General features: G+C 59.2%; 13 protein-coding genes. 5 read left to right on the top strand and 8 right to left on the bottom strand.

The annotated features are described in order from the left end of the window. Window positions 1–101 precede the first annotated feature (101 nt). On the top strand, window positions 102–998 hold the full coding sequence (locus tag E1J53_RS07340) for a carbon-nitrogen hydrolase family protein (RefSeq protein WP_134272443.1): 897 nt from the start codon (window positions 102–104) through the stop codon (window positions 996–998). A gap of 554 nt (window positions 999–1,552) precedes the next feature. On the opposite strand, the gene E1J53_RS07345 is transcribed toward E1J53_RS07340, so the two are convergent. From E1J53_RS07345 to E1J53_RS07360, 4 genes are all read right to left on the bottom strand, one after another. Continuing rightward, a complete protein-coding gene (locus tag E1J53_RS07345) occupies window positions 1,553–3,352 on the bottom strand; it encodes an acyl-CoA dehydrogenase (protein ID WP_134272442.1) in 1,800 nt (599 codons plus the stop codon). A 66-nt stretch (window positions 3,353–3,418) separates the two neighbouring features. Then, window positions 3,419–5,278, bottom strand: a complete 1,860-nt coding sequence (locus tag E1J53_RS07350) for a glycosyltransferase family 39 protein (protein WP_134272441.1) — start codon at window positions 5,276–5,278, stop codon at window positions 3,419–3,421. 432 nt (window positions 5,279–5,710) lie between these two features. Further along, window positions 5,711–6,676, bottom strand: a complete 966-nt coding sequence (mltG, locus tag E1J53_RS07355) for an endolytic transglycosylase MltG (protein WP_134272440.1) — start codon at window positions 6,674–6,676, stop codon at window positions 5,711–5,713. Between the two features lie 131 nt (window positions 6,677–6,807). After that, window positions 6,808–8,016, bottom strand: coding sequence for a hypothetical protein (locus tag E1J53_RS07360; RefSeq protein WP_134272439.1), 1,209 nt, complete (start codon window positions 8,014–8,016; stop codon window positions 6,808–6,810). 147 nt (window positions 8,017–8,163) lie between these two features. Here E1J53_RS07360 and E1J53_RS07365 point away from each other — a divergent pair, with 147 nt between their 5' ends. Then, on the top strand, window positions 8,164–8,673 hold the full coding sequence (locus tag E1J53_RS07365) for a VOC family protein (protein ID WP_134272438.1): 510 nt from the start codon (window positions 8,164–8,166) through the stop codon (window positions 8,671–8,673). A 159-nt stretch (window positions 8,674–8,832) separates the two neighbouring features. Here E1J53_RS07365 and E1J53_RS07370 read toward each other — a convergent pair whose 3' ends face one another. The 4 genes from E1J53_RS07370 to E1J53_RS07385 all read right to left on the bottom strand — a co-directional run bounded on the left by E1J53_RS07370 (window position 8,833) and on the right by E1J53_RS07385 (window position 14,366). Then, entirely contained in the window at window positions 8,833–10,236 is a 1,404-nt protein-coding gene (locus E1J53_RS07370) for an RtcB family protein (protein WP_134272437.1), read from the bottom strand. A gap of 92 nt (window positions 10,237–10,328) precedes the next feature. Beyond that, window positions 10,329–10,661 carry a hypothetical protein gene (locus tag E1J53_RS07375; protein WP_145913040.1) on the bottom strand — a complete coding sequence of 111 codons (333 nt, stop codon included), beginning with the start codon at window positions 10,659–10,661 and terminating at the stop codon, window positions 10,329–10,331. A gap of 92 nt (window positions 10,662–10,753) precedes the next feature. Next, window positions 10,754–11,896 (bottom strand): lactonase family protein, encoded by a 1,143-nt coding sequence (locus E1J53_RS07380; protein WP_134272435.1) that lies wholly within the window; start codon window positions 11,894–11,896, stop codon window positions 10,754–10,756. 448 nt (window positions 11,897–12,344) lie between these two features. Next, a complete protein-coding gene (locus E1J53_RS07385) occupies window positions 12,345–14,366 on the bottom strand; it encodes a TonB-dependent receptor (protein ID WP_134272434.1) in 2,022 nt (673 codons plus the stop codon). Between the two features lie 152 nt (window positions 14,367–14,518). Between E1J53_RS07385 and E1J53_RS07390 the strand changes: the two genes are divergently transcribed. The 3 genes from E1J53_RS07390 to E1J53_RS07400 all read left to right on the top strand — a co-directional run bounded on the left by E1J53_RS07390 (window position 14,519) and on the right by E1J53_RS07400 (window position 21,449). Next, window positions 14,519–17,674, top strand: a complete 3,156-nt coding sequence (locus E1J53_RS07390) for a glycosyl hydrolase (RefSeq protein ID WP_134272433.1) — start codon at window positions 14,519–14,521, stop codon at window positions 17,672–17,674. A gap of 123 nt (window positions 17,675–17,797) precedes the next feature. Then, window positions 17,798–19,474 (top strand): PA14 domain-containing protein, encoded by a 1,677-nt coding sequence (locus tag E1J53_RS07395; protein WP_173021391.1) that lies wholly within the window; start codon window positions 17,798–17,800, stop codon window positions 19,472–19,474. A gap of 28 nt (window positions 19,475–19,502) precedes the next feature. Beyond that, window positions 19,503–21,449, top strand: a complete 1,947-nt coding sequence (locus tag E1J53_RS07400) for a plastocyanin/azurin family copper-binding protein (RefSeq protein ID WP_134272431.1) — start codon at window positions 19,503–19,505, stop codon at window positions 21,447–21,449. Window positions 21,450–21,452: the final 3 nt, after the last annotated feature.

Below are 21,452 nucleotides of genomic sequence, written 5' to 3' on the forward strand. Positions count from 1 at the left end.
CGAGGGAGCCGTAAAACTAGCAGAATTGTAAAACATCCGATTCCCGAAGAGTTGTCTTTTGGGTGTCAGCTTTTCATCTTTACGAGCATAAACTTTTGCCAATGCCTACCGTCTGCGTCGTCCAGGACAGTCCCGTTTTTTTCGACAAGGAGAAAACCTTGCAGAAGGTCTCCGATCTCACGGCCGAATATGCCCGTCGGGGTGCCGAGCTGGTGCTCTTCCCGGAGTCCTTTATTCCGGGTTATCCGCGGGGATTCTCATTCGGGGCGACCATCGGGCGGCGCACCGCCGCCGGCCGTGACCTGTTCGCCGAATACTACCGGGAGAGCGTGGATCTGAGCGGTCCCGACGGCAGGTGGCTGGCGGAGATCGCCAGCAATCACGGCGTGTACCTGGTGGTGGGCATCACCGAGCGGGTGCCGGAAAATGGCAGCCTGTATTGTTCCATGGCCTATTTCTCCCCCACGAAGGGTCTGCTGGGAGTCCACCGAAAAATCAAGCCCACGGGTACCGAACGCCTCATCTGGGCCGAAGCGGGCGCGGAGAGTCTGGTGAGTTTTGCCACGCCCCTGGGGCGGATGGGCGGACTGATCTGCTGGGAAAATTACGTGCCGCAGGCCCGCCTGGCCATGTACGCCCAGGGGGTGCAACTCTACCTGGCCCCGACCGCCGATTCCCGGGAGGTTTGGACGTCCACCATGCGCCACATTGCCCTCGAGGGACGGTGTTTCGTGCTGGGCAGCAACCAGTACTTCACCAAATCCATGTATCCGGAGCGCTTCCGCAGTGAGGTGGTCGATGAGGCGGAGGAGATTTGTCCCGGCGGGAGTGTCATTGTCTCCCCGCTGGGCGAAATCCTGGCCGGACCGCTCTTCGGCGAGGCGGGCGCCCTGTTCGCCGAGCTGGACCTGGAGGACATCGTCAGGGCCAAGCTGGACTTTGACGTCGTCGGGCACTACGCCCGACCGGATATTTTTGGCCAACCGGACCTGCCTTAATTTGATTCCGGTCGAGGCGTTTCGCTCCGAGCTACGACCGGTTTGCGGAGCAAACCTCTTCCGGACAGCCTCCGGTCGAGGAGTTCCACTCCGAGTCCAAACCAGCACCCCGCAACCAAAGCAAACACCTGGTGTCGTCTTTCCCCGAAAGGCGACCACGCCCGCAAAGTGGGTAAGGATGGACATTAAACGACCCACGAGCTTTCTTTCACGACCGGCTTGCGGAGCAAGCCTCTTCCGGACACCCCCCGGTCGAGAAGTTCCACTCCGAGTCCAAACCAGCACCCCGCAACCAAAGCAAACACCTGGTGTCGTCTTTCCCCGAAAGACGACCTCACCCGCAAAGTAGGTAAGGATGGACATTAAACGACCGACTAGCTTTCTTCGCCTTTACGACCGGCTTGCGCTTGCCCGACCAATCATCGATGGGGCGGGGAGCAAGCCTAATCCATCCTGCTTCCTCCACCTTCTCCTTAGCCTTAGCCTTCTACTACATCACCGGTCGGCGGACGAGCCAGTTCGTGCCTCACGTCTCGGCCGGCGACCTAACCAGCCTAAATCAACAAATCCGCGTCCGTATTGAGGGTTACGCGATCCGTACTGAGCAGGGTCCGCTTGTGGGCGGACACTTTGGGGAAGATGTAGTTGAAGTAGAAGCGGACCGTCTGGATTTTGGAGCGATAAAAATTGGTTTCCTCGCTGCCTTCCGCGTTGGGGAGGTTTTGGGTGGCCACCAGGGCGTCCCGCAGCATGATCCAGGCCATGACGTGGAGGGCGAAGTAGTCCAGGAAGATGGTGGCGTCGGCCAGGAAGACCTTGGGGTCTTCGGATTTTGCCAGTCCCAGGAGGTGGCCCATCACCTGTTGCACCCCAGCCAGGCTTTTACCCAGCGTTTCCGCCAGAGGCTTGGTGGTGTCGTGGGCCATGGCCGCGGCCATGGTTTTTTGCATCTCCTCCGTGAGGTACTGCACGGCCTGCCCGTTCTTCATCAGCACCTTCCGGCCCAGGAGGTCCAGGCCGTGGATGGTCGTGGTGCCTTCGTAAATGGAGTTCACCCGAATATCGCGGAAGTACTGCTCCAGGGGAAAGTCATCCGTGTACCCGGCACCGCCCAGCACCTGCATGCCGATGCTCACGGACTCATTGCCGTACTCGCTCGGGAAGGACTTCGCGATGGGCGTCAGCAACTCCAGTAACAGGTGAGCCCGCTCGCGCTCGGCGGCGTCGGGACTGGCCTTGGACACATCCTCCCAGAAGCAGCACTGCAGGAGCAGGGAAACGCTGCTCTCCACGACGGCCTTCTGGAACAGGAGCATGCGGCGGACGTCGGCGTGCTCGGCGATGATCACCTGGGGGGCATTGACGTCCTTGTTGCCCGGGTGGCGGCCCTGCGGCCGCTCCTTGGCGTACTGGAGGCTCGCGTAGTAGGCCGCAGAAGCCGTGCCGGTGGCCATTACCCCCGTACCGATGCGGGCCTCGTTCATCATTTGAAACATGTTGTTCAGTCCGCGGAATTCTTCCCCGACCAGATAGCCGCGGGTTTCTCCCTGCTCCCCGAACATCAGGTGGGCGGCCACGTAGCCCTTCTGCCCCATTTTGCCATAAATGCCGGCGGTAGTGACGTGGTTATCCCGTAATTCCCCACCCTCGGTGGGGAGGTGCTTGGGCACCACGAAGAGACTGACGCCCTTCATGCCCTTCGGCCCGTCTTTCTTGCGGGCCAACAGCAGGTGCACCACGTTTTCGGTGGAGTTATGGTCTCCCCCGCTGATGTAAATTTTCTGGCCCTTGATACGGTAGCTGCCGTCGCCTACCTCCTCGTAGTGGGTGGAGATATCGGACAACGAGGAGCCGGCCTGCGGTTCGGTCAGGGCCATGGTGCCCTGCCATTCCCCGCGGGCCATTTTATCCAGGTAGGTGGCCTTCAGTTCATCGGAACCAAAAGCCAGGATCAGGTTGGCCGCTCCGGTGGTGAGGAAGCTGTAGGCCGCCATGTTACCGTTAGCCGCCTGGAAGACCAGGCTACCGGCGTTAAGTACCGTCAGGGGCATCTGCTGACCGTTGTATTCGTAGGGCCAGGCGGCACTGAGCCAGCCACTTTCGCCCATGGCCCGCATGCTCTCCCCCACCTCGGGCAGCACGTGTACCTCGCCGTCTTTATAGTAGGCCTTACGCTTGTCCATTTCCCGGTACATGGGGAAAAGGTACTGGTCCGCCAATTGCTTGGCCGCGTCCAGGCTCATCTCGGTGGCCTCGGCGTCAAAGTCCTGAAACTGCTCAAAGGAGCGCAGTTTATCCAGGTCAAGTACTTCGTTGAGGACGAAACGGATGTTGCGGGTTGAGATGTATTGCATGATGTCACGACGGTTTAGGGCCGTGAAGATAAGCAGGCGCGAGCGAAAATTCGCTAGGCTAGCGCATCACTTGTATAATGCCTCGATGCGCAGGTCATCCAGCACCAGGGCCGGCTGGCTGTTGCCACCGTTCCAGAAGCTCACCACCACCTGATCGGCTCCCTCGTCGGGAACGGTGGCATCGATGTGCACGTCCCGCCGCCAGTCGTGATTGAGCACCCGGTGCATCCGGATCAGGCGTCGTTTCACCTCCTCCCCGTTGCGGCGGAAGATGATCAGCATCTGGGCGAAGTTGTCCCGGTTATTCCTGCGGGCATCCACCTTGGCCGCCACGGTGGCCCGCACCCAGGTTCCGGGGGGCAGGTCAATGTCTACCGCAAGGTCGGGACTATTCTGCTCCTTATCCTTCAGGCACAGGGCTCCCGATCCCGAAATTGGGCCCATACCGCAGGCGTCCGTGGATCGGTTGTCGAAGCCTTCTTCGCGCAGCAGGACTCGCCTGGCGGGGCTGCCGGGGAAAAACTCCGGGGTATCCAGCGCCAGACGGTCGTCGTAATTCTTGCCGTAGGTGTAGAGTGTCCGCCAGTAGTAGGCTTCGGTCATTTGCTCGGTGAGGAAGAGTCCGCCACGGTGCGCCTGGTGGGTAAACCAGAGGTTGTGGTAAATGAACAGTCCCACTACCCCGGCGAGTACTAACCGTCCCACCTTAACCCATACGGGCGTCTGGCCTGGCTCCTTTACCGTATCGCTCGGCACCTGCGTCCGCGCCCAAAACGCCCACTCCATAAAGGCCGCCAGGGGGAAGGCGAGCACGACGTAGGCCTGGACCATCGTCCGCTGTCCGAGACTGCCGCCGTACCACCACACGCTCCAGGCGAAGGCCACGTAGACGAACAGCACCGCGTGCAGGAACAATGCCGGGGCGATCCGGGGTCGCCGCCAGAATAGGGGAACAAAGCCCAGCACGCCAAAGATCATCAGTGGCGTATAGACCAGCCATCCCGCCTTGTAACTGAACAGGCCGGAGTGAATGTGGGCCTTCAGCCAGTCGAATCCCTGGTCCTGGTAACTGTACACCAGCCAGTCGCCACTTACGTACTTCCAGTACAATAACTGGATGGACCCGATGCTCAGGGTGACCAGCATGGCGGCCAGCAGCTTCCACTTGTGCTCGGCGAAGAACCGCAGCCGCAGGGAGGTGGCCCGTCGGCTGCGCACTTCAAGCATCCACAGTAGCGGAATCAGGGCAGAGATGATTTCCGTCGGACGGGTGAGGGCCGCCAGACCGATGCACGCCCCAATAAGGAGTGCCTTCCCCAGAGAGGGACTGGCGTAAAACCGGTGCGTGGTGAGGAGCAGCAGGGCGTAGAGCGTAAAGACGTTGTTGTGGGTCATCGCCCCGTCGATCGCCGAATAGTTTAGGTAGTTGGTCCCGAAGGCGATGAGGAGCAGGGTGAGCGCCACCACCCCGTCGCGAAAGTAGGATCGCAGCAGCACCATGAGCCAGTACAATCCAAGGAAACTCACTACGAGGCTCCCGAGGGAAATCATGAACTGATAGGGCAGGGAAAAACCATCGGCCGGATGGCTTGCCGAAAGACTGGCCCAGCCGTGGGCCACCAGAAAAAAAGGCGTGTACATCACCGCCTGGCCAATGCTGTACTTCATCACCCGATTTCCACTTTCGTGGGTGAAGACCTGGTAGGGATCGGAAGTAGGTCGGTATTGCTCGATGACGTCTTCCAGAAAGGCCACGCGTTTTACGTCGCCGTAGATGAAGATCGCCGGCAGGTACATATAATATCCGCTGACATCATAGCTGATGGTGGCTTCCGCCCCGGCCTGTTGCCATTTCGGATAGTAGCCGAAATGCACCAGGGCAATCAGGGCGTAACAAACCAGCAATGCGATGGAAGAGCCGCGCATGGGGCGAAGGTAAACAAGAAGTTTGTGGTGACCCGAATGGCGCCACAGCGCAGGTGCAAAAATCTGGGTAAGGAGCGGTGGTTGCTGGTTGCTCGTTCCTGGTTGCATGTCAGGTCGCCGGCCGAGACGTGAGGAACGAACTGGCTCATCCGCCGACCGGTGAGAAGGAGAAGGCGGAGGCTAAGGCTAAGGGTGCAGGATGGAAAAGGCTTGCTCCCCGCCCCATCGATGATTGGTCGGGCAAGCGCAAGCTGGTCGTTAAGGCATTGGCTAAGGCTGAGGAAAGAGTGCAGAAAAGGCTTGCTTCCCTCCCCATTGATATTGGTCGGGCAAGCGCAAGCTGGTCGTGGCTCGGAGTGGAACTCCTCGACCGGGGGTATGCTGGTTAAGGTGAGGAATTTCAGCGATGAAGAGCAATTGAATACCCGTAAATTACTGCTCCCGCAGCCACTGCTGGTAGCGGGCTTTCCCCCGAAAAAAACCTTCTTCGGTGGCGTAGAAATGGTGGGTTCCGTCTCCCGTATCGACGTTGAGGACGTAATACAGATAGTCCGTTTCGGCGGGATAGAGGGCCGCTTCGATGGACGATTTACTCGGGGAACTGATGGGGCCCGGGGGAAGCCCCCGGACTTTCCGGGTGTTGTAGGGGTGGTCAATTTCTAGGTCACTCCGGTGCAGGATGCCATCCCAGCGACCCAGCATTTTGGCCAGGTAGACGTTCGTGGCGTCGATGCCGAGGGGCATTTGTTGACGTAAACGATTGTAGATCACGGAGGCCACCGCTGGGCGTTCCCGATCCACTTTGGATTCATTCTCGATCAGGCTGGCGATGATCAGGATTTCCCGGGGACTTCTCCCCAACTCCCGGGCGCGGTCGTTCCAGGCGGGTTGCCAAACCTCCCGGAACTGCCGGACCAAACGCCTGATCACCTCGCGCGGAGATGAGCCCACTTCGATGGCGTAGGTGTCTGGATACAGGTATCCTTCGAGGGAGGTAGCCTTAGGGTCAAGGTCGCGGATGAGGGTAGCGTCATTCATCAGTTCCAGTACCGCTGCCGGATCGGCAGCAGTTTCATCGGGGAACTTTTTCGCGATGGCTTCGGCGATTTCAAATCGGGTCCATCCCTCCAGAATGGTTAGGTTCTCGGTCCTTTTCCTTCCTTGTCCCAGGATATCAATCACCCCGAGCGGACTCACCGGGGAGGGAAAAACGTAATCCCCCGCCTGCAGCGTGACGGAACGGTTGATGAACCGGAGGTATAGTTTGGTCGCCCGGGGGGACTGGATGATGCCCCGCTCCGTCAGGGTGGCGATTATTTTATTCGGCGAGGCACCGTAGTCAATGGTGACGTAGTCATTTTCATCGTGCGCCACTTCCGTATGCAGGGCGTGGTACAACTAGCCGCCGGCCACGGCAGCCACCAACAGGGAAAAGAACAACAGCCAGATCAGTTTTCGCATACCGCATTGATTCGTGGGGAGCACCAGGGGATCCAAAAGCACCACCAAAGTAGGCTGCTAACGACAACTCACTGGTTGAAATTACCCATGATTCCCTGAGCGGTAAATTTTTCCAGTAACGCGGCTTCCAGGGGAGTATCCACCATGATGCGGTACTTTTCCCACCAACTCGGGTCGTAATCGGCCTTTTTCACTTCCTTGAGGTCCTTCATCCGGTGCGAATTTCGCCCGGCGGAGGTCTCCGTGGGTACCATTTGCAGGGGACGCATGATGGAACTCATGGTCATGTTATAGGTACCCGCGCGCTTGACGTTCATCCGCATACTCTGCTTACCCCGCATGAGACTGACCAGCGGAATCCCGTTGACCAGGTGAAAGTCAATGGTCAGGCTAACCTCGGCGCTTTCTAATTTAATTCGTTTGCCCACATTGGTTTTTTTCCGGGCATCGTAAGTGATTTCCAGTTTTCTGATGGTGGCCTCCCGGGTCTGGATGTACAGCTTGCCGGCAGTCCCGACACCCGGGGGATTGGTAATGGTAGAAAATTCGATCACGGCAATATCTCCACCGAGGCCGTCGCTGATTTTCTCCCGTACGGCGAACTCGAAATACTCTAAGTCCGGGGGGTAAAGCGGGAGGAGGAGACGGTCAGCCCCCTTACGGTGCTCATCGCGAAATACCTTCCAGCCCCGACTGAGCCAGGAAAAATTCCTGGCCGTAAACCCGGCATAGGCGGGATCGATTCCGTAACGCCCCGTGATGGGCTCCCAGCGATTGATGCCCTGGGTGGTCTGGCCGATTTCCGCAAAGGACTCCAGGATTTCGTTCGGTTGCCCGTCAACTGCGGTGACCTGACGGTAGAAAGCTTCTCCCAAAAAAGCTTTGTCACTTCCTTCCCTTAGTTTTTGGTAGGCCCTGCGGATGAGTTTTTCTGCCTCCGTAGGGTCAACGACGATGGTCGGCAGGCTTCTGGCGAGCTGCTCTAACTTAATCTCCAGTGTGGTGCTCCCGTCGGGCCAGCTAAGGTATCGTTGGCCATACATGATATGGTTAATCTGGAGCGTATCGCCGGGAGCGCCTCCACGTAGAGTGAAATATCCCTCTTCGTTGGTTACGCTACCACCGTAGGCACAACTGCGGCAATAAATGGTGGCAAAGGAAACGGGAGTACCGTCCGCTTCATCCAGTATTCTGCCCCGCAACGGGGTCGTGTCTTGTGCCCCGGCCCGAAGGCCGGTGGCCGTGATTAGTAGGAGCAGGAGTATTCTTTTTGTCATGGGCAACGGGTGTTTTATACCTTTGAAGGTAATGCCCTTTCCTTCCCCCGATCCCAGATTATGTTGGCCTTAAGTCAACTTTAATATTGCCCTTCCGCTCGCCACACTACCACGTATAACTCATTCTTTACCTTTTACCATCTATCCATGCAAAGCCGTTGTTCCTTCTCCAGCATCCTACTGCTGGGAACCTTAATACTAATCCTCCCGTCCTGTACCCCCAAAGTATCGGCATTCGGTAGCCCCACCGGCCCCTTCCGGGCCAGCTTTGACCACTACGCCATCAACGTCGATGACGTTGATCAGAGCGTTGACTTCTACCAGAAGGTCCTTGGCCTGGAGGAGATTTACGACGGTACCGAAAAAGACAATATCCGCTGGCTCAGCCTGGGCAACGGCATGTCCCTCCACGTTATTGAAGCCGATAACGAGGCGGTCCGGCTGCAAAAGGGGGTACACCTTTCCATTTCCGTGTACAACTTCGAGGAATTCGTACAGCACCTGCGTGACATCAACCTGCAATTCTACAGCTGGCAGGGCCTCCCCATGCAAACTAACGGTCGACCGGATGGCGTAACCCAAGTGTACTTCAAAGACCTGGATGGCTACTGGATCGAGATTAACGACAGCCGAAAAGTGCTATCGGAAAAGGATTAAGGGTGCTGGTCAGCTGCCCTTCTCCTCTTTACCAAACCGCTCGGCCGGCCAGCCAGCTCGAACCTCGCGCCTGGGCGGACGAGCTTCTTTCCTTCTTCCTCAGCCTCAACCTGGCACCTAAATCCTGAAGCCTAAATCCTCAGGCCACAGGCCCCAGCCCTACGCCATCCGCACGACCTTCGGGTGAAAGGTTCCCAGGATGTCCACGAGCTCCGACTGCCCCGCCATCACCGCGCGGATGTCTTTGTAGGCGTGGGGGGCCTCGTCCAGCGCGCCGCCAATGAGGTGGACGTTGCGCTCGATCAGCAGGGAGCGCATGGAGGACCCCGTCAGGGTTTTCTTGGCCTGGGAACGGGACAATTTGCGACCGGCACCGTGGCTGGCCGACTTCAGGGAGGCGGGGTTCCCGCGTCCGCGTACGATGTAGCCCGGACTGGCCATCGATCCGGGGATGATGCCCAGTTCACCCTCTGCGGCGGGGGTAGCCCCCTTGCGGTGGACGATTACTTCCCGGCCATCGGGCAGCTGATCCTTCCAGGCGAAATTGTGGTGGTTCTCCACGCGGATCATGGCCGACTCACCCAGGGCTCGGGTGATACGCCGGTGAATATCGTCGTGGCAGGCACTGGCGTAGTCCCCGGCCAGGCTCATGGCCGCCCAGTACTCCCGCCCGGAATCCCGGTCGAGGCTCAGCCAGGCCAGGTGTTTGAGTTCCTTCGGCAGGCGACACTCCCGCATCGCCAATTGCGTGTAGTGATTGGCCAGTGCGGCGCCCAGTCCACGCGAGCCGGAATGGGACAGCAGCGCCAGGTATTCCCCTTCCGGTCGGTCAAAGGCGTTACCCTCGCTAAGCCGCACGATCCCAAATTCCACGAAGTGATTTCCCCCTCCGCTAGAGCCGAGCTGGGCAGCGGCCTTGGGCCGCAGCTTTTTGGCCATCGGTAGCAGTCGAAAGGTTTCGTCTTCCAGCACTTCGTGATCGCCGGGGTTCCTGTGCGCTCCAAAGCCGAAGGCCGTGTTTTTCAAAAGGATATCGGACAGCCGGGACTGATCTTCGTCGGCCAGCTTTCCGGGCAGGTCAAAAACGGACAGACACATCCGGCAGCCAATGTCTACGCCAACGCCGTAGGGGATGACGCAGCCTTCGGTGGCCAGTACGCCGCCGATGGGGAGTCCGTAGCCGTGATGCGCATCGGGCATGAGGGCACCCGCCGCCGCGACGGGCAGCCGCATGGCGTCGTAAAGCTGTTGGACGGCGTTCGGCGCGATGCCGGCCTCGGAATCAAATATGGTGAAGTCACCGGGCGACTTGCGGATTTCCGGGTAAATGACGTCTCCCTCTTCGAGCTTCGGTTGCCCGCCGAGGGATAGGGCTACGGCACCCCAGGCTTCGTCCTCGACGAAATTGTCGGGATTCGCCAACAGGTTGGCCAGGATCGCCGTGCGCCACTCCTCGGACTCCCGCCGAAAGTGGGTCAGCAAAACGTTGATGGCCAGGCCTGCGGCCCGTTTGGGCCACCCCCGCTTAACCAGATCCTTGGTGCGTAGCTTTTTCTTGTGCATAACGGGAAGGAAACGGTAGCGGAAGGGGGTAAAGTTGCGCGAACCTTTGGGAATTAAGGGACTGTCAAATCATGAATCATTGGTAGAAAAGTCTAAATATAATGGCGATTAAAAAGTGAGATTCTGGCTCTTTCATTTTTAATGAATGTATACGCAATAAGCCATGGAATTAGGATGATAATCGGTACCAAAAACAAAAAAGCTAAATCATCGCCTAAAACATTAGACCAATTTGAATAAACAAACACACCACCCGACAAGAATGAAAGAATAACTCCAACAGGTCCTACTAGAAAAAACATCTTGCTTTCAACGGCAAATATTTCATTTGGTGATACAAGGTGAGAAGAACTACTCTTGCCACATTGAACTGGAACTCCTTCAGGAAACCGCCGCTGTAACTCCGCTCGATCTAATGCTTTCACCCGTAAAGGAGTAGTTTGTGAGCCGTCAGGACATCGGTAAATTAATTCCACATTCAGCACGTTGTTGTTTTATTGCCGCTGTAATCCTAGTCTCAAAACTCCAAACACACCGGCGTCGGAATCTGGTACTCCTGCAGCAGCTTCCCCGGCACGCCGGACGTTTCGTCAATTTCGTAGACGGCGATATTTCCCGTATTCTGGTTGGCGGCGTAGAGCACGCGGCCATGAGGATCCAACCCGAAGTTGCGGGGGTAATCACCTTTGGTGGAGGTCCAACCCACGGTCGTGAGTCCGCCAGAGATGGGATTTACCCGATACTGCACGATGCTGTTGTGCCCCCGGTTGGAACCGTAGAGGTAGCGGCCGGACGGCGATAAGTGAAGATCAGCACAGTAGCTGGCTCCGTCAAAGTCTTCCGGTAGGGTGCTGATGTCCTGCAGGACCCTGAATTCCTTGTTCTCGCGGTTGTGCACCACCGAAACGGTATTGCTCAGTTCGTTGATCACGTAGAGGAACTGGCCGTCCTCGCTCCAGGTGGCGTGCCGGGGCCCGCTGCCCGCGGGCAGCGCGATGAAGGCCTGAGCGTGCGGGCGTAGCCTTCCGGTCGCCACGTCCAGTTGGAACAGCCATACTTTATCCAGCCCCTTATCCGCGATGGCCACCAGTTGATTGTCCGGGGAGACGTTTACCGAATGCAGCCACGGCTGCCGGTCCGGTTGGTTGACCGCGTGGGGAATGGTCACCTGGTCGGATACGGAGAGTTGTCCCGATGCATCCCGACGGTAAACCATCGCCACCCCATCGAGGTAGTTGGCCACGAACACCAGCTGCCCGGTCCGGTCCAGGCTGACGTGGCAGGGTGCCCGGCCATTGGTGGGGAGCTTGCCCAGGGATTTCAATTTCTTACCCCGGATGGCGTAAGCATGAACGTAACCGGTCTTTTCTCCCGCCTGCGCCAGTTCACTGACGGCGTACAGGTTATTCCCTACTTTCTCAAGGAAGGAAGGGTTGACGAGTTCCGCTACCAGCTCATGCTTTTTAATCTGGCCCGTTGCTTCGTCAATCTGCATCCGGTAAATGCCGTCGGCCTTGCCATCTACGTGGCCCTCCGTACGGGTGTAGGTCCCTACGTACACGTCGTAGCGCGCCACGGCGGGGGAAGGGGTCACGGCGGTAAACGTCAGGGTACTCAAAAACAGTCCCAGGGCAATGAGGGGAAAGAGAATCTTCTTCATGTCGGGTAAGATAAGTGGAAGATCGGCAACCGGAAATTTATGCTTTTCGGAATGACCCGGCACCCGCACTCGCTGACCCGAAAATCCCGCTTCGCGGCACGCCTCGCTGTCTTCAATTTGAAGCAGCGATCGCGACGAGTTGCGGAACTTGGGACCGGCGCCTTCAGGTTCGGCGATGCGATCAAAGTTCAAATGATTCAATGGAGGTGAAGCTTGCCCTAGATTGACGGCTTTTTCTCAGGAAATCCATTCGCTTGCTACTTCCTTCTTCACTCTTCCTTCTTCACCCTTCCTTCTTCACCCTCCCCCCGGTCGGCCGACCAGTCAGCTCCTTCGTCACGCCTTAGCCTTCTCCAAAGCGTTTACGACCGGCTTGCGGAGCAAGCCTCCTCCGGATATATTTCCCTAACCTCAGCCTTAGCCTCAGCCTTCTCCTAAACTTTTCTCCCTACCGAAACCGCACCCCAAACTGCCAGTTGCGACCCGGCGCGGGCTGAAAGAATCGACGCCCGAATTGTGGATTGAGGTCGTTGCCAAAGCTCATCCGCTCGTCCAGCAGATTGTTGCCGCTGAGGAAGAGGTTGAAGCGCCCCGTCCGGCACCCAAGGGTCAATCGTAGCAAATGATAGGCCTCCCCGAAGACGTCATTCGCGTCGTTCAGCGGAATCTCATCCACGTAGGTGTGCATCAGAAAGGCGTATAAACCACCCCTCAGCTGGGTGCCTAACTCCAGGTTCAGGGTATGGGGCGCTACGCCCGGGATCGCCTGCCCGCTGAAGTCCTCTCCGTCCCGCTCGTATTCCTTGTAGCTGAAATCCGTGTAGGCGTAGCTGGTGAAGAGATTCACCTTCGGAAAGGTTTCCCGAATCGTCCAGTCGGCGGCGACTTCCAATCCGTTTTGTACGGTTCTTCCGGCGTTGCGGAACAATTGGGTTCCGCGTTCGTCGCGGAAACTGGAAATGGATTCCCGGAGTCGGTACTGGTAGGCGTTGACCTGCAGCAAGAACGCCTCATTCACCGCGTATCCGTAATTGATTTCCAGGTTATTACCCCGCTCTGGCTGTAGTGTTACGTTAAGACTACCTTCGTTCGTACGAAATTCATCGAGGGTGGGCGGACTGAAGCCCTCGCCCAACGAAATGGCTACGGAATGCCGCTCGTTCAGCTGGCGACCGAGCCGCAGTCTGGCCACCGTCCCGCGTACCTCGAAATCGGTGAGCCCGGTGTTGCCGTCCGCCGAAAAGGTGCGGTCCACGGCGTATCGCAGGCCGCTGGTGCTGGCCGTTAGGTCCAGCGTCCAGCCAGCGTAGGCGTAGGCCGCCTCCACAAAGCCGAAGGCCAGGCGGGAGTAGGTCTCGTCACTAAAGTTGAGTGCGCCCGGACTGGCGTCGGGATTCTCAAAATTCTGTCCGTTTCGGTACTGCAGGCGAAGTTCTCCGCCCAGGCCGATGCGCCAACGATCGGACAGTGCGTAGCGGTAGCGCGTCCGTGCTCCGGCGCCAAGGTTGGCCTCCCGCTTGTAGTCAAAATTGAAGGGATGGTCAAAGTAGAAGCCCGTGGCGTACACCGTGCTTTCGTTACTCAACCGATCTTTTTCGGCCACGTGATTCAGTCCCAGCAGCAGGTTATGGTAGTGAATGGAGGCGTTCTTGTCGGCGCTTCCCGGACGCGCCTGGGTGGGATCCTCGGCGTATTGCTCCGGGTTGAGCCCCCCGGGGAGCTCGTAATCCAGCTTAGTGTACAGGGCGTGGAGGTTGGTCGACGAGGTCTTGCCGTCATTTTCGTTTGGGCGTCCCCGCAGGTGCAAAGTGGACTGGAGGGTGAGCCGTGAAAAGGCGCTGTGGTCCCGGTGCCCGTCCGTGCGTTGGTAGCCCGACCGCACCTGAAGGAGCTGATTCTTCGCCAACGCTCCGGTATACCTTCCCTGGGCCCGGAACAGCCCGAAGGAACCGGAGCGGAGCTCCACGTCACTTATCCCCCGCTGGGCTAGCGGTTGCTCCGTTCGCAGCAAGACCGCCCCGCTGGAGCCCGGTCCGTAATCGCCACCGGTGGGACCGCGGAGTACCTCGACCCGGTCGATGTTGCTGGCGTCCAGGAAATTCAGGGGCACGTCGCCGCCCGGCTCGCCCAGGGGAATTCCGTTCCAGTAAACCGGCACGTTGCGCACCCCAAAGGGTGCGCGCAGGCTCCCCCCGCGGATATTAATGCGGTAGCTGCCCGGGGCGCGCTCTTCGAAGCGCACTCCCGGCACCCGATTCATCCCCGCAAGCAGGGTAGTATTATCGTAGCGGTTGAGTTCGGCTGCCTCAATCGTCTGCAGGGGGGCGATGGCCCGGAGGCGGTCAATGGTCACGTCTTTCTGGGAAGACACGGTGGCTACCGGCAGCGTATCCAGTACGGTCTCCTCGATCTGGCTAGCCAGAAATCCCGGGAAAAACAATAAGCAGAAAAAAACGGCTCCGATTCTCATAGGGGCGAAAGTAGTGAACGGTGGGGTTGGTTCATCAGTTCTCGCTTTTTTTGCTTTCCAGACCGAGTCCGATCCACCTCCCCTATCCGACAAGGCGGAGGCCGCAAAACTGCTGATTCTTACTACCTTGGGTCCATTCAATCCCTTCCGTTATGCACCGCAGCCTTCTGCTTTTCGTGTTCCTGATTCTCGGCGGTCAGGTTTTGTCCGCCCAAAATGCCAACTCCCCTTCAGCACCCCCGGCGGAGGAATACTTTTCGCCCCTCAAGTGGCGCAGCATCGGGCCCTTCCGGGGCGGCCGTTCGGTGGCCTCCTGTGGCCTCCCCAACGATCCGCTGACGGCCTACATGGGCACCACCGGGGGAGGTCTCTGGAAAACGACCGACGCCGGACAGCACTGGGTCAACGTCTCGGACGGGTACTTCAAGACCGGCTCCGTCGGAGCCGTAGCCGTGGCGCCCAGCGACGTCAACGTCCTGTACGTAGGCATGGGCGAGCACGCCCCGCGGGGCGTGATGACCAGCCACGGCGACGGGGTGTACAAATCCACCGACGCCGGCCGCAGCTGGAAACACCTCGGGCTGGCGGCCACCAAACACATCAGTCGGGTAATCATTCACCCCAACGATCCCGAAGTCGTTTACGTGGCCGCCCAGGGAGCACTGCACGGTCCGTCAAAGGAACGCGGGGTGTACAAGAGCATGGACGGCGGAGAGCACTGGGAAAAACTGTTGTACGTAGACCAGAACACGGGGGCGGCCCACCTGTCCATGGACCCCACGAATCCGCGGGTGCTCTACGCCGCCATGTGGGACCACCGGCGGTTACCCTGGCAGGTCATCAGCGGTGGTCCCGGTAGTGGCCTGTACAAGAGTACCGATGCGGGCAAGACCTGGAAGAAGATTGAGGAGGGCCTGCCCGACGGCCTTGGGAAGATGAGCGTTTCCGTTAGCGGTGCCAATCCCGACAGGGTGTACGCCCTCGTGGAGGGAGACAGCCAGCAAGAAAAAGGAGGTCTCTACGTGAGTGAGAATGCCGGCGCCAGCTGGACGCGGGTGAGCAAGGAGCATCGCCTGGTGCAGCGCGCCTGGTACTACACCGAAGTATTTGCGGACCCCACGGACGAGCACACCGTTTACGTACTGAACGCTCCGGCGCTGAAGTCCATTGACGGCGGCAAGAGCTGGCGCCCCATGACCGGCACCCACGGCGACCACCACGACCTGTGGATCAACCCCAACAACGGCAATCATCTGGTACTGAGTAACGACGGCGGTGCCGCCATCAGCTTTGACCAGGGAGATACCTGGTCCCGCCAGGACAACATGCCCACCGCCCAATTCTACCGGATCAACGTAGACAATCACTTTCCCTACCGCATTTACGCCGGGCAGCAGGACAACAGTTCCGTACGGATCAACCACCGCAACCCAAATGGCTACCGCATCACCGACCGCGACTGGGAGGCCAGCGCTGGCGGAGAGAGCGCCTTCCTTGCCTTCGACCCGGACGATCCGCGCATCGTACTCGGGGGCAGCTACCAGGGCACCATTGAGGCACTGGACACCAAAACCGGGCAGAGCCGGCAGATCATGGCCTCCCCGAATCAATATCTCGCGATGCCCTCCCGCGATATGCGCTACCGCTTCAACTGGAACGCTCCCATCATCCGCGACCCCCACCAAGCAAATACCTTCTACCACGGCGGCAACAAATTGCTGCGGACCCGGGACCTCGGCCTTAGCTGGGAGGAAGTATCCCCGGACCTTACCCGGAACGAGGACCAAAAGCAGGGACTTGGTGGAGCGCCCTTCACCAACGAGGGAGCCGGAGGAGAAAACTACGGTACCCTGAGTTACGTGGTAGCGTCCAAAAAAACTCCCGGGGAAATCTGGGCGGGAAGTGACGACGGCCTAGTGCACCTCACCCGTGATGGTGGAAAAAGCTGGGTCAACATTACCCCAAAGGGTTTACCGGAATGCCTCATTAACGCCATTGAACTCTCCCCAACCCAACCCGGCCGGGCCTACCTGGCTACTACCCGGTACAAATTCGACGACTTCCGCCCCGGCCTCTACCGCACCGACAATTATGGCAAAAGCTGGGAAGCCATCAATAGCGGCATTCCCCACGACGCCTTCACCCGCGTGGTGCGGGAGGACCCCGCACGAGCCTCCCTCCTTTTTGCCGGAACGGAAACCGGACTTTACCTATCCACCGATGGTGGATCGTCGTGGGAGCCCTTTCAACTCAATCTTCCCGTTACGCCCATCACCGACCTGCGCATACATCGGGGTGATCTGATCGCAGCCACCAGCGGCCGTTCCTTCTGGGTGCTGGACGATCTGGAAACGATCCGGCAATACGGAGGAGAACCTACCGAACTAACCCTGTATGATCCAGCGGCGGTCTACCGGACGGCCTCCGGCAGTCCGCTGGACGGCAACACCGACAAGTTTGACGGGGCGCAGGCCCTGAGTGGCGTTAACCCGGCGGGGGGTGCGGTAGTTTATTATCACCTGCCCCCGGCCGCCGAAGACGGAACCCTGACGATGACCATTACCGATGAAGACGGTGAGCTTGTCCGGGAATTCTTCTCCGAAGGGAAAAGTGGTTTTGCCGCTTACCCGGGAGGCCCGGGGCCGGACCCCACCCTTTCCGGTCAGGACGGCCTAAACCGGTTTGTCTGGGACCTCCGACATCCGACCCTACTGGGTGCCCCAAAAGTGTACATCGAGGGCAGCTACCGCGGTCGCCGGGTAGTCCCCGGACGGTACACGCTTACGCTCCGCCACACCCTGGGCGACAAAACGACGTCCAGCACCTCCGAGTTACGGGTGCTCCCCCACCCCGATGTGGACGCCGCTCCCGCAGCCTACCGGGAACAGGACACCTGGATGAAAAAAATCGCCGAACGCATCAACGACATTCACGGCAAGGTCAATCAACTGCAGTCCACCACGGAACGATTACAGGACCGGCTTCCCGAAGTGGAGGAGGAATCCATTCAGAAAAGTGCGCAGGATTTACTGGACCGCATCGAAAGCTGGGACGCCAAGATGGTCCAGCGGAAGAGTCAGAGTTACGATGACGTCATCAATTTCCCCAACGGGCTGACGGCAGATTACTTCTTCCTCAACGGACAGATGGGCACCAACGTACCGAACGTAACGGAGGCCATGAAGGAACGGTGGGAAGCGCTGGAAAGCAGCTGGAAGCCCTATGACCAGGAGTACAGTGCCATCAAAAGCGCCATCGATGAATTGGACAACCGGTTGCGGCAGGTGGGAGTCGGGCCGCTGAAGTGAAGGTAAAACTGTCCGGGGAAAAATCCCATAAGCCTGGCCCTACCGTCATTCATGGCATCCTGCGTCCGCGCCCGTCTTGTTGAAAGCACCCAACGTACACTGCGTTTGCGGAATATGATTGCCATGAGAAAACTTACTTACGTCCTGCTGTTGCTGACGATCTGTGCCTGTTCCTCCGATCCCCTCGACCTTAGCGTGGTGGAGATCGAAGACGGGCAAGTTGAAGCCGTAGAATTTACCGCCATTGATCTGCCGGAGGCGCCCCTGCCGAAAAGAACGGAATTGCTCGGCACCCACGAAGACCTGACCCTGCGGTTTGCCTTTCGGGCCAGTGCCGACGCCAAGGCCAGCGTTCGGCTCAATAATGCCTACGCCATCGGGCTGCCGGGCCTCGAAGTGGAGGGGCTGACGCCACTGCGGGAAGTCCGCTTGAGTCCCGGGGTCTGGCAGGAAGTTGAACTGGTTTATCAGGCCGCCGCCTCGAGCACCCCCGCCCTGCTTTCGGCCCTTTACCTGAACGGCAACCTGCTGTATTACCAGGAAGCCCTCGGCACCGGCTACGCCAATGGCCCCCTGATCCTCAGCACCGAAGCGGGAACGGTGGACCTCGCCGATGTTTCGAGCAGTCCGCGGGCGGGACAGTCGTCCTACCTTTCCGACGAAGGGGAAGAAGTGCTGAACATTCCCCAGCTGCGCTACGCCTACTATGATCTTGAGGAAGGCATCAGTGACGTGAGGAATTTCGGGGTACTGACGCCCGACAAGGAAGGATTCCACCCCGTGATCGACCTGAATTACCTGCGGGAAAAGCCCCGCGACTACGCCCTGCGGTTCTCCGGCGACCTGGAGATTCCGCGGAGGGGAGAATACCGTTTCTGGACCTTCTCCCCGGCCTCCGCCCGCATGTATATTGATGACATTTTGGTGCTGGATAACGGTGGCAAGCACGGTGGGCGCTCCGTAGCCGACAGCCTGGTGTTGAGTGAGGGCACCCACAGCTTCCGACTCGACTACGTACAAAATACCGGATGGAACCGGGTGGAAATCGGTTACCGCGGCCCCAGCGGGGCCGAGGGCCGCTTAAACACCCTGAGCGGGAACGGAAAGGTCGCTACTCCCGGAGCCACCACCCCCAATGAGTTGGCGACGGATGACTACCCCTATCTGCTCCGAAGCTTCGTCTACTTCCCGGCACCACGCATGTACGCTACCGCCCGGAAGCGTACCCACGCCATGAATGTGGGGGAAGGGGACGGGCCACACTATACCGTTGACCTCAAAAGTGGCGCCCTCTTGCAGGCCTGGCGCGGCAAATTCGTCGACATTCACGACATGTGGGACGGCCGCGGAGAGCCCCAGGTGGCCCGGCCGCTGGCCCCCGCCCTTTATTTTGACGGCTCACCGCAGTGGGCGCTGCTGGAGGACGACCGCAGCCTCTGGCCGGATTCCCTGACTAATTTCCACCACCAGCGCCACGAACTGAATGATGGAGGAAGACCAACTTTCTTCTATGAGCTGGCGGGGCACGAACTCAAGGACCGGATTACGCCCACCAGCGGCGGACTGGATCGCCAGCTCGAACACCTCTCCGGCGACCGGGACATTTATACCCAAATTGCCTTTGCCCGCAGCATCACGGAGACCAGCCCCGGAAACTTTTCCCTACGTGGCCCCGGGGCCACCATCAGCATCCTCGAAAACCTGGAAGGAGAATTGATTTTGCAACGTGGCTCAGCGGGAGATCGACTGCTGAGCAAGATGGGACCGGGTGGTTCCCTCCAATACAGTATCCAGTGGTAATCTCCGCCTAACCCAAAACTGACAACAAATGAAATTTCTTCCCCGTTTCCGTCCCCTTTGCTTCTTGCTACTTTCCCTGGCGGCCCTTAGCCTCCCCCTCAACGGCCAATCCGAAGCGGACTACTATCAGCTGGAACAGGTTTCCATTCCCACCTTCATTGAGTTGGAAGTCGGCGGAATGGATTTCCTCCCCGATGGCCGTCTAGTGGTTTGTACTCGCCGGGGTGAGGTTTGGCTCATCAGTAATCCCGGCCCGGACGCGGCCTATTCCCTGTTCGCCCGGGGACTCCACGAACCCCTCGGGCTCAGCTGCCGAGGGGAAGACATTTACGTCGCCCAGCGGGGGGAAGTCACCCTGCTCCGGGACCGCAACCAGGACGGTCGGGCGGACTACTTTGAGACGGTCTACGACTTACCCCTGACCGGCAATTACCACGAGTACCACTACGGTCCCATGTTCCTGCCCGACGGCACCATGATGACCACCCTTAATCTGGGTTGGGAAGGCAAGGGCGTGAGCAACTCCAAATGGCGGGGCTGGATGATGCAGTACGATCCCGACGAAAAGGAACTTCTTCCCTTCGCGGTGGGCCTTCGGTCTCCGGCGGGCTTTGGCACCAACGCGGAGGGCGACATTTTTGTAGCCGAGAACCAGGGCGACTGGATCGGATCCGGTAGGATCACCCACCTGAAGCGGGGTGATTTTGCCGGCCACCCGGCGGGGCTCCGCTGGGCCGACCAACCGGGTTCCCCGGTCAAATTACGGGAGGAAGACATCCACGACGACTTCAAGACGATGTATGCTGCCCGGGCGGCGCTGGGCAACGTCAAGCTCCCGGCCGTATGGTTTCCCCACGGTATCCTGGGCATTTCCACGGCCGCCATCATCACCGACCGGACCGAGGGCGCCTTTGGTCCCTTTGCGGGCCAGCTTTTCGTCAGTGACCAGGGGCAAAGCAAGATCATGCGGGTATCCCTGGAGAAGGTAGACGGAGAGTACCAGGGGGCCGTGTTTCCCTTCCGGGAGGGGTTTTCCAGTGGGCTGCTCCGACTGGAGTACGGCAGCGACAATGCCCTGTATGCCGGCCAGACCGCCCGTGGGTGGGCGGCCACGGGAGGAGAGGAATTTGCCCTGGAACGGCTGCGGTGGACGGGGGAAGTCCCCTTTGAGATGTACGCCATTACCGCCCGAAAGGATGGCTTTGACGTTACCTTCACCGAAGCCGTCGCCCTGGAAACCGTGAAGCCCAGCAATTTCACCCTGCAAAATTTCACTTATCTCTACCACCACAACTACGGCAGTCCGGTGGTGGACATTCAACCCAATGCCATCATAGATACCGAACTACTGCCGGACGGGAAGACCGTTCGGTTGACGGTGGAGGGAATGCGACCGGGGTACATCTTCGAGGTCAAACTTGGTGGACTGCGTAGTGCGGCGGGCAAGGCCCTGCTGCATGATTTTGGCTACTACACGCTCAACGCCCTGCCGGGAGGTGGTGCGGGCGACGGCGCGCAGGATGCCGTGGCCGCCGGTGCGGCCGTGACGGCACCGGGGGCCTCCCCCAAGCGGCCCACCACCATGCCGGCCGCCTGGGGCGGCCAGGTCGACGAAGACCTCGCCCTAGAAACCGAGCCGGGCATGAAGTACAAGCAAACCTACATCACCGTAAAGGCGGGGGCGAAGGTCCGCCTGACCTTCCGTAACCCCGACGACATGCAGCACAACTTCATCCTCACGAGCGGCAAGATGGGCGATAAGGTCGGACGGGCCGCCGCCGACCTTGGCCTTCAGGGTCTGGCCAGGGACTACGTCCCCGACATCGAGGAAGTGCTGGTGCACACCGCGCTCGTGGAACCGGAATCGGAGGACGTCATTTACTTTGAAGCGCCCACCAAAAAGGGACTGTACGAATTCGTCTGCACCGTTCCCGGTCACTACCAGACGATGCGGGGTGTTTTGGTGGTGGAGTAAGGT

The sequence above is a fragment of the Lewinella sp. W8 genome (assembly GCF_004375085.3).
In the GTDB taxonomy this organism is placed as follows: domain Bacteria; phylum Bacteroidota; class Bacteroidia; order Chitinophagales; family Saprospiraceae; genus Neolewinella.

What these genes read in the sequence shown, in the direction of transcription:
- E1J53_RS07340 (WP_134272443.1), top strand. Translation starts at nt 102, where the DNA reads ATGCCTACCGTCTGCGTCGTCCAGGACAGTCCCGTTTTTTTCGACAAG.
- E1J53_RS07345 (WP_134272442.1), bottom strand. Translation starts at nt 3,352, where the DNA reads ATGCAATACATCTCAACCCGCAACATCCGTTTCGTCCTCAACGAAGTA.
- E1J53_RS07350 (WP_134272441.1), bottom strand. Translation starts at nt 5,278, where the DNA reads ATGCGCGGCTCTTCCATCGCATTGCTGGTTTGTTACGCCCTGATTGCC.
- E1J53_RS07360 (WP_134272439.1), bottom strand. Translation starts at nt 8,016, where the DNA reads ATGACAAAAAGAATACTCCTGCTCCTACTAATCACGGCCACCGGCCTT.
- E1J53_RS07365 (WP_134272438.1), top strand. Translation starts at nt 8,164, where the DNA reads ATGCAAAGCCGTTGTTCCTTCTCCAGCATCCTACTGCTGGGAACCTTA.
- E1J53_RS07370 (WP_134272437.1), bottom strand. Translation starts at nt 10,236, where the DNA reads ATGCACAAGAAAAAGCTACGCACCAAGGATCTGGTTAAGCGGGGGTGG.
- E1J53_RS07380 (WP_134272435.1), bottom strand. Translation starts at nt 11,896, where the DNA reads ATGAAGAAGATTCTCTTTCCCCTCATTGCCCTGGGACTGTTTTTGAGT.
- E1J53_RS07385 (WP_134272434.1), bottom strand. Translation starts at nt 14,366, where the DNA reads ATGAGAATCGGAGCCGTTTTTTTCTGCTTATTGTTTTTCCCGGGATTT.
- E1J53_RS07390 (WP_134272433.1), top strand. Translation starts at nt 14,519, where the DNA reads ATGCACCGCAGCCTTCTGCTTTTCGTGTTCCTGATTCTCGGCGGTCAG.
- E1J53_RS07395 (WP_173021391.1), top strand. Translation starts at nt 17,798, where the DNA reads ATGAGAAAACTTACTTACGTCCTGCTGTTGCTGACGATCTGTGCCTGT.
- E1J53_RS07400 (WP_134272431.1), top strand. Translation starts at nt 19,503, where the DNA reads ATGAAATTTCTTCCCCGTTTCCGTCCCCTTTGCTTCTTGCTACTTTCC.